This is a genomic window from Pseudarthrobacter sp. (assembly GCF_036675385.1).
GTDB lineage: Bacteria > Actinomycetota > Actinomycetes > Actinomycetales > Micrococcaceae > Arthrobacter.
Genome location: NZ_JAKFFD010000061.1, coordinates 1 through 14,947, shown reverse-complemented (window position 1 = coordinate 14,947; position 14,947 = coordinate 1). Strand labels below are relative to the sequence as shown.

Genomic DNA, 14,947 nt, shown 5'->3' with positions numbered 1-14,947 from the left:
GACGGGGCAGGCCTTGGGGTTCAGCCGGCAGAATTCGATGAATTCATCGGCGTAGTCGGCCGTCACCGCTATCAGGTTCGCCTGGGTGTAGCCGTCGCTCCAGCCGGAGGTGGGGGTGACCAGGCCGTTGCGGAACTTCAGGCGTGCGTCGGCGGGGGCCAGGAGGGCGTGTGGCTGGCTCACTTGGACTCCACAAGTTCAGCCGGCGCCTGCCCGGCCTGCAGGTATTCCTCATCCTCGGCCACGTTGGAGTCGCGGCCCAGGGCCAGGCCCACCAGGGTCAGCAGGCAGGCGACGCTGAGGTAGATGGCCACCGGGACCCAGCTGTCATAGGTGCTCAGCAGGAGGGTGAACATAAACGGGGCGATCGCGCCGCCGATGATTCCGGCGAACGTGTAGGCCAGTGAGCTGCCGGTGGAGCGGAGCCGCGGCGAGAACTGCTCGACGACGAACGCTGCCTGGGGTCCGTACATAAACGAGTGGCAGAGCAGGCCCAGCACGATGCCCACGACCAGCATGACCGGGGACCGTCCCTCGAGGACGATGAAGAACAGGTAGGCCCAGACGGCGGCGCCAACTGCGGCGATTCCGTAGACCAGGCGGCGGTTGATGCGGTCGGAGATGGCGCCGGCGAGCGGCATGGTGAAGATCTGGAGGGCTGACCCGATCAGGACGGCGACGAGCACCTGGCCGCGGTCGAAGCCGAGCTCCTGGATGCCGTAGGTGAGCGTGAAGACGGTGCACATGGCGTACAGAACGTCCGGGCCGATGCGGCTGAGCATGGCGGCGATGAGGGGCCGGCGCTGGGTGGCCAGCACTTCGCGGATGGGGGCCTTGGGCTTGTCGCCCCGGGCTTCCATGGCCTTGAAGATGGGGGTGTCTTCGAGCTTGAGCCGGATCCAGAGGCCGAATGCCACCAGCAGCGCGGAGATCAGGAAGGCGATGCGCCAGCCGAAGCTCAGGAAGTCTTCTTCGGAGAGGGACAGGGTGAGGACGGCGAGTGCACCGTTGGCCATGAGGTTGCCGGCGGGCGGGCCGATCTGTGCGGCAGAGGCCCAGAATCCGCGCTTGTTCGGGTCGCCGAATTCGCTGGAGAGCAGCACCGCGCCGCCCCATTCGCCGCCGACGCCAACGCCCTGGGCGAAGCGGAGGAACACGAGGATGGCGGGGGCGATGACGCCGATGTTGTCATACGTGGGCAGCAGGCCGATGAGGAACGTGGCCACACCGATCAGCATCAGCGTAATGACCAGGATCTTCTTGCGGCCGATCTCGTCCCCGAGCCGTCCGAAGATGATGCCGCCAACGGGACGGGAAATGTAGCCCACGGCGTAGGTGGAGAAGGCCAGCAGGGTGCCCGTGACCGGGTCCGCGGCCGGGAAGAAGATGAGCGGGAAAACGATCGCAGCCGCGGCGGAGTAGACGGCGAAGTCGTAGAACTCCAGCGCGGTTCCGGTCAGGCTGGCCGCGAATGCCTTGTACATGTCCTTGCGCGCCACCGGGGGCTTTGCGTCAACGGGGGCCATTGCTTGGGGAGTGGCCATGTTAATCCTCCATGAAGAGAGTTGATGTCATCCGAGTGCGGGATGGATGGTGCTGGTGCCTGTTTCTGTCCCCGCCTGCGGCGTTGCAGGGTGGGACATTTGGGCGTTTAGGCGGCTTGCCGTCAGGGTGGCTGCGGAAGTCGGAAAATGCGGCGATCGTTGGATTGTTGAACAATCCTCTTGTTGAACAAGTTACGCGACGCAGATCACACCGTCAAGGGGTTCATGGGATTCAGACGCCGCCGGCGTTCCGGAGTTGAGGGCGCGGGGCATCGCAGGAGGGGCCGGGCGTTGGGCTACTTCGAGGGCAGACTAAAGCGGACGACGGCGGGAGGCTCCCCGCCGTCGTCCGCTTCCGTTTGGTGCCTACTGGCTGAAGGGGACCTTCTCCCAGCTCAGGACGTCGTCGCTGTCGCTGCTGTTGCCGGCGACGGTGAACCGAACGTAGTTGGTAGCGTTGGCCGATCCGTCCACGGTGATGCGCTGCAGGTCATCCGCGGCGGGCTGGCCGTAGACCTCCAGCCATGGTGCGTCTTCCGCCAGCGGCTGGTTCTCAGCAAAGACGTGGCTGTCGCCGTTGATGAGATAGACCGGGCGGTCAAAGCGGTTGGTCTCTTCAATGATGGCCGCTACGATCTCCCGGAACCCGGAGACCGTTTCCGGGTTGGCAGTGGCCGCGGCGAGCAGCGAGGGATCAAACATGTCGGCCTGCGTCATCAGCACTACGGCGCGGTCGTTGCGGCGCTCGGCGTCGGTGAACGTGTCACGGATCTGGCCCAGAACAGCATCCGTCCGGTGCTCAACTTCGGCAAGCTGCTCGGGCGTGGGTGTGGTTTCGCCCAGGCCGCTCCATGGAAGCAGCGAGTTGTTGCTTCCCTGGACGTTCACCACGGAGAAGGCCACGCGGTTCTGCGTGAAGCGGACATTTTCCGGAAGCCCAAGGTTCTCCTGGGTCTTGACCGGCATGGTGGCGCCCAGCGTCTTGCCGGGCTCGTCGAAGAAGACCTCCCGCAGCTTGTCCAGCCGTTCCAGCGGGTTGTAGGCGCCGTTGTTGGTGCGGTGGCAGTCCACCCACTCGTTGTCGCCCGGGGTGAAGACCAGCGGGTGCTCGAAAGTGTCGAACTGGGAGCGGATGTTGGCGAAGTACTCGTCTGAGCACACCGAGGAACCGTTCTTGATGTCGCCCACGTGGGTGACGAACTTCAGTGCGCTGTCGGCGTTGATGTCCTGGATGCGGGACGGGAATTTGGCGATTTCGGCGGCGCCGTAGGGGATGTCGCCGATGACGCCAAAGGTGAAGGCCTCCTTGTTGGAGGTGCTGTCAGCGGTGTTATTGGCTGCGATGGCGGGCTGGGACGCAAGGAGGCCGAGCGCCAGGACGGCCGCCGCCGCCGTCGTCATTTTCATGGTCTTTGAAGGCATGGTGGTGTTCCTGTGTCTGCTGGGTGGGGCGGCTTTAGAGCGTGCGGGCGGCGAGGAACTGTTCCAGCGCCTCAAGGTCGTCGGTGTTGATGTGGTCCACGCCGGCGTCGAAGAGTTCGTTCCAGACAGCTTCGCGTGCGGAGCCGGGCTGGTCAGGGGTGGCCCAGAAGCGGACCCGGTAGCCCTTGGCGTGGGCGTCAGTCACGTATGCCTGGAGCCTGGTGCGTTCGGCCTCGGGCATGGGGCCCACACCCTGCCAGGTGAAGAGCTTGGTCCAGTTGTCGCTGATCAGCGGCATCAGCCCGGCAGGCATGCCGGAGGTGAGGTTGGCGGAGCGTCCGTCATAGAAGCCGAACCGCTTTTCCTGCGCCTGCATGGTGGCCAAGGGGCGGTTTCCGCTGATGACGGCGGTGACGGGCCCGGTGTTGGTGGTGCCGTTGCTGTAGCGGCTCATGATGTCCCGGTGCTCGGCCAGTTCCTGCTCGATGGCGGCGTAGGTGGCCTCGCCTTCACTCTTGATGTCGATCAGGAGCTGCAGGCTGCCGTCCCAGTGGGGGTAAACGCTGTGGCCCTGGTTCCGGACCAGCTCGTCCAGCGGATCGAGGTAGAGGCTCTCGAGCGTTACTCCGGGCTTGGCATCCTCAAGGTCGTGTGCCACCAGAAGTTCGCCGTCCACCAGCCACACGTCTGCCTCGACGCTGGTGAATCCATGCTCCAGCGCATCGAACAGGGGACGGCGGTGCTCATAGTCGTTGTGGGCATGGGCTGCGGCCAGCGGCTGTCCGAGGACCACGGACGACGGCGCGTTGGCGGGATTTGCGGCCGGCGGAGCGGCGATTCCGGTCAGGGAGGTGAGGGCTACGAGGCCTGTGACGGCGCTTTTCAGGAACACGGGGTTCTCCTTGGTACAGCAGGGTCGGTTCATTTCCCAGGCGATGGGGGCGCTGGGCGGCGGTGCGTGAAAAGACTTCCTGCTGCCGGAGAACGGGCGTGGCGCCAACGGTTTCGGGACGGTGAACAGGAGGCGTCGGGTTGGCAGCGCCTCTGCAGAGGGTCACCGATTAGGCAAATGGAGTCTGTTTGGGCGACCGCACGGACCAGCAGGCATAAGCTAGATGCAGAACGTCTCTTCCAACGCCGGGAGGTCATCGTGGACATTGAAACCGCCGATGTTATCGATCATGATGTCACCACCATCACCTGCGTGTGCGGCAACACCGTCAGCAAGGACGGGTTGATCCAGGCGAACTCAGAAGGCATCCCGGTCTTCGTCGGAGAGAGCAGGCCGGTCCCTGCGGAACTGGCGGAATGGCCGGCGGATGGGGAGCTCTACACCCTGTGTCCCTCATGCGGCCGCGTGTACCGTGACTCGGTCATCGAGGAGACGGGGACCGCACCCGTTGCTTTCCGGGTCGACGTCAGCGCCGGCCCAATGGCCGAGGCCATCCGGGTCCACTGGAACCTCAGCACCTGAGGCGGCGTCCTCAGAGGCCAGAACCTGGCGGAGCGGCAGACCTTCCGAACCTTTCATTGGACGAGGAGGGGCCGCATGATAAGCGCATGACTGAAATCGCATCAGCCGACGAATCCGCTGCTGCCAAGGCTCAGCGCGAGCTCGAAGCGGCCGGCGTCCGCACCGTGATCGGCACGGTGGTGAATGCTTCGGGCATCACGCTTGCCAAGAGCGTTCCGTTAGCCCGGCTCAAAGCCTTCCACCAATCCGGGATGGGCGCTGCCCCCGTCTGGCATGTCTTCACCATCGACGGCGGGATAGCGTTCACGGACAGCATCACCCCCGTTGGCGATATGCGCCTCAAGATCGATATCGGGGGAGTCCGTGTCCTGCAGGCTGGCCGGGCATGGGCACCGGGCAGCCTTTTTGAACAGGACGGGGCCGCGTCTCCGGCCTGTGCCCGCGGAATTCTGGCCGACGTTCAAGGCAGCCTCGACGAGGCCGGATACCAGGCACTGGTGGGCCATGAACTTGAATTCTTCCTCGTCGCCCCGGACGGTTCAGCGCTGGAAACCACACCCTGGGTTCCGTACGGGGCAACCGGCCTTCTGGACCGGTCGGAATTCCTCGATGATCTGCTGTCGGTGCTGAACCATGCCGGCATTCCGATGGAGCAGATCCACGCCGAGTACGGCAGGAACCAGTTCGAGTTTTCGCTTCCCCCTGCTTCGCCGGTTGAGGCAGCGGACACCGTGGTGGTTGCCAAGATCATCGTTGGCATCGTCGCCCGGGCCCATGGCATGCAGGCCTCGTTCTCCCCGCTGCCCTTTCCCGGCACCGTCGGAAACGGCGCCCACCAGCACTTTTCGCTCCACAAGAACGGCCTGCCGCTGTTCTCCGGCGGCAGCGGACCGCACGGCATCTGCCCCGAGGGAGGCGCGGCCATTGGCGGACTCATCGCAGGACTGCCCGATATCCAGGGTTTCCTCACGGGATCAGTCTTGTCCGGAAGCCGGTTGGCACCCGGCACGTGGTCGGGCGCCTACTTATGCTGGGGCCTGGAAAACCGGGAGGCCTCCGTGCGTTTTCTGAACGAGGGCAACAGCAATCCGCACGGAGCCAACGTCGAGGTGAAAATCGTCGACCCGTCGGCCAACGCGTATCTGGCCTCCGCAGCCATCCTTGCGCTCGCCCTTGACGGCATCCGAGGCCGGCGCAGGCTTCCGGCAGAGATCCCGGGTGACCCCGGACGGCTTTCGGAAGACGAGCGGCACCGGGCCAACGTCCGGCTGCTCTCAGACTCCCCCACCGCCATCATCGACACGCTGGACACGTCACGCCTTGCACGCGGGCTTCTCGGAGACGCCATCGTCGACGCCACCGTGGCCGTCCGGCGCTACGAACAGCGAATCGCGGCGGACCTCTCGCCGGAGGAGCTTGCTGAACGCTTTCGACTTGCCTGGTCGATCTGATGGCGGGCGGTTCTTTCCCGGACTTCGTCGAACAAGTCAGGCTGATTGATCACCACGTGCATGGCGCGTTCCACGCTGACGGTGATGAGGCACGCTTTCAGAACTCGCTCAACGAGGGAAACACCGAACCACTGGCCAGGCCCGAGGACACCTACAACACCCAAATCGGGCTCGCCATCCGGCGCTGGTGCAGCGGCATTCTGGATTTGCCGCGGCACGCTTCACCAGCGGACTACTGGAGCCGGCGCTCCGAGCTTGGAGAACTCGAGGTGTGCCGCCGCATGACCCGCGCTGCCGGCGTGAGCGACTGGCTGATCGATACAGGACTGGATGCCGCTGACTACCTCGGCACGGCGGGCATGGCCGAGGTCTCCGGTGGGCGGACCCATGAGATCGTCCGGCTGGAACGGCTCGCCGAGTCTGTGATCCGGGAGATCGCCAATCCGGCAGATTACGTCGACGAGTTCGGCAAGCGGCTTCACGAGCTCACCCGCAGCGCCGTGGGCGTCAAAACAGTTCTCGCCTACCGCGCCGGATTCGACCAGGATCTCAGCCGACCTGCACCGGCTGCGGTTGTTGAAGCAGCCCGCCGCTGGCAGGAGAACGCGCGCGCCGGCACCAACCCGAAGCTCACCGATGTGACGCTCATTGCCCATGGGATCCATACGGCGGTGTCAATGAAGCTTCCGCTGCAATTCCATGTTGGATTCGGTGACCGCGACCTGGACCTCCACAAAACCAATCCCCTGTACCTCCTGGATTTTCTGCGGTCCCCCGAAGTCCGGGACACACCCATCATGCTGCTCCACTGCTATCCATTCGAGCGCGAAGCCGGCTATTTGGCCCACGCCTTTGAAAACGTCTACCTCGATGTGGGCCTTGCCGTGAACTTCACCGGGTCACGGAGCCGGGATCTGGTGGCCCGCTCATTCGAGCTGGCCCCCTTCACGAAAATCCTGTACTCCTCCGACGCGTTGGGCCCGGCCGAACTTCACTACCTCGGCGCGAGACTGTGGCGCAACGCAATCACCAAGGTAGTGGGCGGATGGATCGACGACGACGACTGTTCCGAGGCGGACGCCCGCAAGATCGTGCAACTCGTCGCCCACGACAACGCCCGCCGCGTGTACGCGCTCCCCTGAGCGCCGGCACGAGATCCGAGCAAGCAGAACGGACATCATGCTGAACCTGGCGCAGCGGACGACGGCGGGACCTCCCGCCGTCGTCCGCTTGAGTCAGTGCCGCAGAGCTAGCGAGTCTCTGCCGTTAGCACTTCACCGCGGCGCTACTGTGGATCGCTGGATCCGCTGCCCGCCCGTCGCGCAGGCTGGCCTGGCACTCAGCCGCGCGCGCGGCGACGTCGCCATGAACGGCAAAAGTAATTGCCTCGACAACAGCGATTTGGCCGGTTGTGTCAGGGACACCGGGAAATTGCACCTGCGGCGCCTCAACTGCGGCCACCGGCGACTCTTGCGTGGACCGCATGCGAAGAATCGCGATGGCGGAAATAAGGCACCAGGCAACGTTCGTGACCACTGAGGGCCACGCTTCGTGGACCGCACCATTAATGATGAAGGCACATGCACCGATGAGGTTGGCCACCTGGAAGTGCTTGCCGGCCTTCACCCAACCCATGGAGACAGACAGGTATGCCGACAGGATCAGAACTGCCCCTGACCAGCCTGCAATTTCCCACATCAGTTCCATGATGTCCTTTCAGAGGTGATGCCCGTCGTCTCCCGCAGGCCCGTCGTTTTAACAGCAATTATGAGTAAGACCCACCTTTAGAGCAATTGCATTCCACTGAAGACATGGTTTAGAACTACTTAACATGGACATCGATCCGCGCAGGCTGCGCGTGCTTCTTGCTGTTGCCCGCACGGGCGGGGTGCTGGCTGCGGCTGACGAACTGGGAATTAGCCCCTCGGCCGTCTCACAGCAGCTCACCAAATTGGAGGACGAAACCGGGCATGCCTTGGTGGTGCGCACGCCCAAAGGCTCAGTTTTGACACCCGCCGGCCTGGCAGTGGCGGAAGCCGGCGAGGAGATTGAACGTGCTCTCAGCGTTGCCCGCGCCCGGATCGAAGGCGGGGCCACAGTGGCTGGTGTTGTGCGCGTGGGCGGATTCACCAGCTTTGTCCGGACGGTGGTGATCCCGCGCCTGCCCGAGTGGCGCACGCAGTACCCGCAATTGCAGATCCGGATCGTCGAGGATGACTTTCCGGACCTGATGCGGCTGCTCCGCCAGCGCCAGCTCGACGCAGTGGTGGTGGAGCTCGATTCGACCACGGCCGAGCAGCGTTCGCTCTCCGCCGGAATGACCGAGGAGCCCTTGCTGGACGAGCCGTGGAAGCTGGTGGTCCCCTCGGGTGCCCTGCTCACCACCGAGAACATCGACCTGGCCCGGCTGCCCCTTCCGTGGCTCGGCGTCGACCCAACAGCCGCCAACGCTGCGGTGCTCGGCCGGCTCCGTCAGTCAACGGGCGCCCAGATGGAGAGTGCGCACCAGTACCAGGAAACACTGACCGCACTCGCACTCGTCGCCGCCGGCGAAGGAATTGCGATCGTGCCCACCCTGGCATTAAGCGGCATCGCCCACGACGGAGTGGACGTCCTGGACGTCCCCGGACTCGGAACCCGTCGCATCGTTCTGCGACGGTTCGACCGGCGGCGGTCACCCAGCACGCCGGTGGACACCGTCGCACGCCTGCTGCGGGAATCGGCTGCGGCGTTCGACACCCGGTCGGCATCCTGAGTCACCGCGGGGCGGAAACTCAGAGAGCGGACGACGGCGGGAGGTCCCGCCGTCGTCCGCTCCTAGTTTGGTCCGGCAAGAGTCAGTTCTTGACGACCTCCAGCTCAATGACGGCCCAGGACAGCGCCGGCAGCGTGAGCCGGAGCTCGGAGCCGCTCGCCTTGGCGCCCTCCAGCGGCTTGAGCCCCACCTGGTTCTGACGGCTTTGGGTGTTGGTAGTGAAACGGTCCCCGCCCTCCGGAATTTCCAGGACCTCGGCACGGACCACCCGGCGGGCGTCGAACCCGCGCAGGGCGACCTCGACGTCGGCAGCTTCCTCCAGGCCGCGGTTCGCGAAGAACAGTGCCACGCGGCCCGTTTCCTCGTTCCACGTGGCACTGACATCCACCAGGTCGGTGCCGCCGAAGCGGGCATTCTCGTACTTGTCCGAGTCGACAGACAGGCGCAGGATCTGGCCCTTGGCCAGCTCCGCCATGCGGGCGAACGGGTGGAAGATGGTCTGCTTCCACGCCGGCCCGTTTTCCTCCGAAAGGATCGGCGCGATGACGTTGACCAGCTGCGCCTGGTTGGCGATCTTGACGCGGTCGCCGTGGCGGAGCAGCGAGTTCAGCAGGGTTCCCACCACCACGGCGTCCGTGACGTTGTACTTGTCCTCGATGACCCGGGGGTGCTCGCGCCAGCCCGCCTTGGCGACGTTGTGCGGCTGGTCCTCGGTGTCCAGGCCGCGCTGGTACCAGACGTTCCACTCGTCGAAGGACAGGTTGATGTGCTTCTTGTGTTTGCCCTTGGCACGCACGGCGTCGGCGGTGGCGATCACGGACTCGATGAAGTAGTCGGTGTCCACTGCGCTGGCGAGGAAGCTGCCGACGTCGCCCTCGTTTTCCTGGTAGTAGGCGTGGAGGGAGACGTAGTCCACCTCGTCGTAGGTGTGCGTCAGGACAGTCTGCTCCCAGTCGCCGAACGTCGGCATGTTGGAGCTGGAACTTCCGCAGGCCACCAGTTCGATGTCCGGATCCACGAAGCGCATGGCCTTGGCGGCTTCCTGGGCCAGGCGGCCGTATTCCTCGGCGGTCTTGTGGCCGATCTGCCACGGCCCGTCCATCTCGTTGCCGAGGCACCAGAGCTTGATGTCGAACGGATCCTTGTGGCCGTTCTTGGCGCGGAGGTCGGACCAGTAGGTGCCGCCGGGGTGGTTGGCGTATTCCACGATCTCGCGAGCCGCGTCCACTCCCCTGGTGCCCAGGTTGATGGCTTCCATGATTTCCGTGCCGGCCTGGCGGGACCAGTCCACGAATTCGTGCAGCCCGAACGCGTTGGTCTCCACGGTGTGCCAGGCGCCGTCCAGCCGGCGGGGACGGTTTTCCCGCGGGCCGATGCCGTCTTCCCAGTTGTAGCCGGAGACGAAGTTGCCGCCGGGGTACCGGATGACGGTGGCGCCGAGTTCCTTGACGAGCTTGAGCACGTCCTGGCGGAAGCCGTTCTCGTCGGCCTCCGGGTGGCCCGGCTCGTAGATGCCGGTGTAGACGCAGCGGCCCATGTGCTCCACGAAGGAGCCGAAAAGGCGGCGGGGGACTTCGCCGATGGTGAAGTCGCGGTCGAGGGTGATCCGTGCGCGGGACATGTGCGGTATCTCCTTGGTTGTGGTTCAGGTCTGTTGGTGAGTGGTATGTAAGGTGCCGGATCAGGTTCCGGCGAGTCCCGTCGTCGCGACGCCCTTGATGATCTGGCGCTGGAAGAACAGGAAGACGAGGATCAGGGGCAGCGCCGCGAGGAGCGCGGAGGCCATGTTCTGCGCGTACTGGATGCCGTACGCGCTCTTGATGGTCTGCAGCCCCACCGGAAGGGTGAGGAGCGCGCCGTCGTTCGTGGCAATGAACGGCCACAGGAAGTTGTTCCAGGCGCCGATGAACACAAAGATCGCGACGGCGGCCAGGATGGGCCGGGACAGCGGCAGGATGATCTGGGTGAAGATCCGCAGGCGGCTGGCTCCGTCCATCACGGCGGCTTCCTCGAGCTCGCGGGGGATCTGGTCGAAGAACTTCTTGAGCACAAACACCATGGCCGGGTGGATGACCTGCGGCAGGATGATGGCCCACGAGGTGTCGATCAGGTGCAGCGCCAGCATTTGGTAGAAGAGCGGGATGATGAGGACCGGCGGCGGGATGATGATCGAGGCAATGATCACCGTCATCAGCACCTTCTTGCCCTTGAAGTCGATCCGGGACAGGGCGTAGGCCACCAGCGCCGAGATCACCAGCGTGATCGCCGTGATGGCCGCCGAGGTGTAGAACGAGTTCCACGTCCAGAGCGGGATGTTGCCGTCCTGGAACACCTTGACGAACGCTTCAGCGGTAAAGCCCGACGGCGGCATCCAGCTGACCTTCGGAGCTGCGGCATCCGTCTCGGTCTTGAAAGCGGTGGCCGTGGCCCAGGCGAACGGAACCAGCCACAGTACGGCGATGAACGCCGCCACAACGAGGGCGGCGATCTTGCCTGCGGTCATCTTCTTGCGCGGGCGGCGGAGCCCTTCGCTGGTGCTGGTGCGGGGGGCGGGACGGGTGAGGGTAGGGGTTGCCATGGTTATGCACTCCTGCGGCGGGTGACGGCGAACTGCATGACCGAAATGAGCACGATCAGTCCGAAGAATATGTAGGAGATGGCTGCGGAGTACCCCAGCCGGTAGCCGGTGAAGCCGGTTTCAAAGATGTACTGCACCACCGGGCGGGTTGATCCTCCGGGCCCGCCGGCGGTCATCTGGTACACCTGATCGAAGATCTTCATGGACGCGAGGATCTGGAGGAGCACGATCATCACCGTGGTGGGGGTCAGTTGCGGCAGGGTGATCGAGAAGAACTGCCGCCAGGCTCCGGCGCCGTCCAGGGACGCTGCCTCGTAGTGCTGTGCGGGGATGTTCTGCATCGCGGCCAGGTACAGCAGGAAATTGAACCCCACGGTCCACCACAGCGTGGCGATGACGATCGCCCACATGGCCACGTTGGGATCGTTGAGCCAGGCGACTTTGGGGATGCCCAGCTTGGACAGGGAGTCATTGATCAGGCCAAGCTGCGGGTTGTACATCCAGGTGAAGAACAGCGAGACCACCGTGGAGGCCAGCAGGTACGGGGCAAAGTAGGAAAGCCGCCACAGCCACTGGGCAGGCAGCCCCACGTTCAGCAGGGCCGCCATCACCAGGGCCACGAGGACCAGCGGGACGGTGCTGATGACGGTGAAATAGAGCGTGTTTCCCAGGGAACGCCACATGTCGGCGTCGGCCAGTGCCTCGGCGTAGTTCGCGAAGCCGATCAGGCTGTCATTGGCTCCGGTCAGGGACTTGCCGGTGAGGCTCATATAGATGCCGTAGAGAATGGGCCACACCAGGAAGACCAGGAAGAAGACCAGGAACGGGGTGGCGAATCCCCAGCCGCTCAGGTTGCTCCTGGTCCGGCTCTGTGAGGGGCGGCGCGGTGGATGGGGTGGGGTTGCTGTGGCGATGTCCGGCTGGCCGGTGCTGCGCCGGGACGCTAGTGAAGAACTCATGAAGGACTCCTTTGTCGCTCGGTGCGGTTAGACCGGGTTGGGCCGGGAAAGAAGGGTGTTGGTGCGGCGCTCAAAGGCGTCCCAGCCTGCGGCCGCCTTGTCGCGGCCCAGGAGAACGTTCTGGACGTTCTCCGCAAAGTAGGTCTGCCAGTCCGAGCCCGAGCCGCTGAACCAGGCTTCGGGATCGTAGGCGATGATGTCCGCTGCGTTGGCGTAGTGGATCTGCGGCGTGAGGTCGCGGTAGGCCTGCGACTGGACCACTGGCTGGTAGGCCGGAATGTGGCCGGCTTCTGCCCAGGAGATTGATCCTTTGAGGACATCGCTCACGAACTTGTAGACATCCCGCCGCTTCGCGTCATCCACATTCAGCTGCCGCGGCAGGACGAACGAGTGCGAGTCTGCGTAGGCTGCCGGTGTTCCGTACAGCGTGGGAATGGTGGCTGCGTCCACCGGAAGTCCGGCTTTCTTGAGCGTGGGCAGTTCCCACACCCCGCTGAACAGCATTCCCGAGCCGCCGCGGGCGAACTCCGCGATGCCCGTGCTGATGTCGCCGGCCTTGGCGGCGATGGTGTCATCAAAGAGCGAGGCCATGAATTCCAGGGACTCAATCGCGGCGTCGCGGTCCACTTTCATCGGCTGGCCCGGGATGAGTTCAATGTCCGCGCCATGCTGCTTGTAGAGCGTGTAGAAGAGCCGCCACATCTGGGAGCCGCTGCCGAGGTAGCCGAAGGACAGACCATGGGCCTGGGTGACCTTCTGCATTTCCCTGGCCATCGCCATGAACTCCTGCGGAGACGCTACTTCCTGCAGTTGTCCGTTGCTGCCGAGGACGCCGGCCTTGCCGGCGATGTCCGTGTTGTAGAACATAACGAACGGGTGCGAATCCAGGGCGATGGAGAACACCTTGCCGTTCTGTTGGCTTTTCTCCCAGATGCGCGGGGCAAAGTTTTCGCCGGTGACGCCGTGCTCGGCCAGCAGGTCCAGGTCCCAGGGGTCGATGAGCCCGCCGGGGGCGTAGCCGGGAACCCGGCTGGCGTGCATGATGGCCACTTCCGGTGGCCGGCCGCCGGCCGATGCCATGGCCAGTTTGGTGTAGTACGGCGGGCCCCAGGCCAGGACCGTGGGGTGCACCTTGAAGCCGGGGTTGGCCTCGTTGGCTCGGCTGATCATCGCCTGCATCTTGATGCCGTCACCGCCGGACAGTAGGTGCCAGAACCCGATGTCCCTCAGGCCAGAGGCTTGGGCGTTTCCGCCGCAGCCCGTCAGGCCGCCTGCTACCAGGACGCTGCCTAAGGCTGCCGTTCCTGTCAATAACTGCCGTCGGGACACTTGCTTCCCGAAAAATTCAAACTGCTTCACCCGTCACTCCTTTGGATGGGTCCGCGGAAAGGTCACTTCTTGTTGCTCAAAACTCCGGTTCCGGTGCGTCCCCGTTCCCGGGCCGATGCCTTCAGGGGGTGACGCACGCCTCACATTACATCGATGTAATGGACAGGGCAAGAGAAAATTGTTAGCGCCAACAATCTGGTGGGCGGCTCTCGTTTTAGCTGCTGCCGTCTCGCTTCAGGAGCGGCTGCTGTCCCGCTCCACGATGGCGTAGTCCACGGAAACCACGCGCTGCTCGTGGCCCCTGTCGGCCATCCGCTCCGTCAGCAGGCGCAGGGCTTCGCTGGCAATGGCACGCTTGTCGAAGGTGACCGTGGTCAGCGACGGAACCGCATAGCGGCCGTCGGCGATGTCATCGAAGCCGGCCACCGCAATGTCCTCCGGGATGCGCAGGCCCCTCTTCCACAGCACACTCAAGGCGCCGATGGCCATGGAATCCGTGAAGCAGAACAGCGCCTCGGGCAGGGGATGGGAGTCCAGATAGGCAGTGAGCGCATCGGCAGCAGTCTGTGGCGTCCACTTCTCGCAGGGAATAAGCAGTGACTCGTCCCGTTCGATGCCAAGGATCTCCAACGCCTCTTCATAACCCTGGGTTCGCTGGATCGCCGCAGCCGATCCCCTGCCCTGGGTAGTTCCCAGGACGGCGATCCGCCGGCGCCCGGGCTGCGCCAGGGCGAGCGTCATGTCACGGGCGGCAGCGAAGCTGTCCACGAAGACACGGTCGGCGAGCTTTTGCGGGACCTCGCCGAGCAGGACCACGGGCGGAAGGGCAACGCCCACCTGGACTGCGCTCTCATCCAGCACCACAGGGTTGAGGATCAGTCCGTCGATCAGGTTGGAGCGGGCCCGCACCATGAGTTCGTGCTCGCGCTGGGGATCGGAGCCGGTCTCCTCGATCTGCACGATCCAGCCCTGCTCGTGAGCCACCTCCACAATGTGGTGGGCAATTTCTGCGGAGTACGGCGTGCCAAGATCGGGCAGGGCCAGCGCAATGACGCCGGACCTCCCGTTGCGCAGTCCGCGGGCGGAGAGGTTGGGCACGTAGTCCAGCTCGAGGATGGCTTGTTCCACCTTGGTCCTGGTGGCTCCGCTGACCGGAATGATCCCGTTCATCACGTTCGAGACAGTCTTGGGTGAAACGCCGGCACGACGCGCGACGTCCTTGACTGTTGCGCGCACCGCTCCCCTTTCAAAGCCTGTTGGGCCAAAGCCGGCGGCCAGTGAATGCCGCTGCGGATGACCTGCTGATGATGTTACCGCCCTCCCCGGCGGGAGGCGGCCGGAGCGTCTTGACAGGGATATTGTTAGCGCTCACAGTTGCTGGAGCGAAACGTACCTTCACCCGAAAGCCGAGCACATGAAGAACTGGGCAGGAAAC

At 64.4% G+C, this 14,947-nt stretch carries 13 protein-coding genes and 1 pseudogene; 4 read left to right on the top strand and 10 right to left on the bottom strand.

All coding sequences use genetic code 11. The features are described 5' to 3' along the window. From V6M49_RS05275 to V6M49_RS05260, 4 genes and pseudogenes are all read right to left on the bottom strand, one after another. Nucleotides 1–183: pseudogene (locus V6M49_RS05275) on the bottom strand (DUF1445 domain-containing protein); the annotation flags it as partial. Next, on the bottom strand, nt 180–1,544 hold the full coding sequence (locus V6M49_RS05270) for an MFS transporter (RefSeq protein ID WP_442959695.1): 1,365 nt from the start codon (nt 1,542–1,544) through the stop codon (nt 180–182). The pseudogene V6M49_RS05275 and the gene V6M49_RS05270, both read right to left, overlap by 4 nt. Before the next feature lie 366 nt (nt 1,545–1,910). Beyond that, a complete protein-coding gene (locus V6M49_RS05265; protein WP_332760433.1) occupies nt 1,911–2,966 on the bottom strand; it encodes a hypothetical protein in 1,056 nt (351 codons plus the stop codon). A 34-nt stretch (nt 2,967–3,000) separates the two neighbouring features. Beyond that, nucleotides 3,001–3,858 carry a phosphatidylinositol-specific phospholipase C/glycerophosphodiester phosphodiesterase family protein gene (locus V6M49_RS05260; RefSeq protein WP_332760431.1) on the bottom strand — a complete coding sequence of 286 codons (858 nt, stop codon included), beginning with the start codon at nt 3,856–3,858 and terminating at the stop codon, nt 3,001–3,003. Nucleotides 3,859–4,116: 258 nt separating this feature from the next. On the opposite strand from V6M49_RS05260, the gene V6M49_RS05255 reads away from it, so the two are divergent. The 3 genes from V6M49_RS05255 to V6M49_RS05245 all read left to right on the top strand — a co-directional run bounded on the left by V6M49_RS05255 (nt 4,117) and on the right by V6M49_RS05245 (nt 7,033). Continuing rightward, entirely contained in the window at nt 4,117–4,440 is a 324-nt protein-coding gene (locus V6M49_RS05255; protein ID WP_332760430.1) for a hypothetical protein, read from the top strand. Between the two features lie 86 nt (nt 4,441–4,526). Then, nucleotides 4,527–5,891: a glutamine synthetase family protein gene (locus V6M49_RS05250; RefSeq protein ID WP_332760428.1), complete on the top strand. Its 1,365-nt coding sequence runs from the start codon at nt 4,527–4,529 to the stop codon at nt 5,889–5,891. Beyond that, nucleotides 5,891–7,033: an amidohydrolase family protein gene (locus V6M49_RS05245; RefSeq protein ID WP_332760426.1), complete on the top strand. Its 1,143-nt coding sequence runs from the start codon at nt 5,891–5,893 to the stop codon at nt 7,031–7,033. The genes V6M49_RS05250 and V6M49_RS05245 overlap by 1 nt, the downstream gene beginning before the upstream one ends. Nucleotides 7,034–7,157: 124 nt before the next feature. Here V6M49_RS05245 and V6M49_RS05240 read toward each other — a convergent pair whose 3' ends face one another. Continuing rightward, nucleotides 7,158–7,598: a CBU_0592 family membrane protein gene (locus V6M49_RS05240; protein WP_332760424.1), complete on the bottom strand. Its 441-nt coding sequence runs from the start codon at nt 7,596–7,598 to the stop codon at nt 7,158–7,160. A gap of 124 nt (nt 7,599–7,722) precedes the next feature. Here V6M49_RS05240 and V6M49_RS05235 point away from each other — a divergent pair, with 124 nt between their 5' ends. Continuing rightward, a complete protein-coding gene (locus V6M49_RS05235; RefSeq protein ID WP_332760423.1) occupies nt 7,723–8,646 on the top strand; it encodes a LysR family transcriptional regulator in 924 nt (307 codons plus the stop codon). 82 nt (nt 8,647–8,728) lie between these two features. Here V6M49_RS05235 and arfA read toward each other — a convergent pair whose 3' ends face one another. From arfA to V6M49_RS05210, 5 genes are all read right to left on the bottom strand, one after another. Continuing rightward, nucleotides 8,729–10,267 (bottom strand): arabinosylfuranosidase ArfA, encoded by a 1,539-nt coding sequence (gene arfA, locus V6M49_RS05230; RefSeq protein WP_332760421.1) that lies wholly within the window; start codon nt 10,265–10,267, stop codon nt 8,729–8,731. A 60-nt stretch (nt 10,268–10,327) separates the two neighbouring features. Further along, entirely contained in the window at nt 10,328–11,224 is an 897-nt protein-coding gene (locus V6M49_RS05225) for a carbohydrate ABC transporter permease (protein ID WP_332760420.1), read from the bottom strand. 2 nt (nt 11,225–11,226) lie between these two features. Continuing rightward, nucleotides 11,227–12,183, bottom strand: a complete 957-nt coding sequence (locus tag V6M49_RS05220) for a carbohydrate ABC transporter permease (RefSeq protein WP_332760419.1) — start codon at nt 12,181–12,183, stop codon at nt 11,227–11,229. 27 nt (nt 12,184–12,210) lie between these two features. Beyond that, entirely contained in the window at nt 12,211–13,542 is a 1,332-nt protein-coding gene (locus tag V6M49_RS05215) for an extracellular solute-binding protein (RefSeq protein WP_332760418.1), read from the bottom strand. 204 nt (nt 13,543–13,746) lie between these two features. After that, complete coding sequence (locus V6M49_RS05210; RefSeq protein ID WP_332760416.1) at nt 13,747–14,748, bottom strand: LacI family DNA-binding transcriptional regulator; 1,002 nt, start codon at nt 14,746–14,748, stop codon at nt 13,747–13,749. Nucleotides 14,749–14,947: the final 199 nt, after the last annotated feature.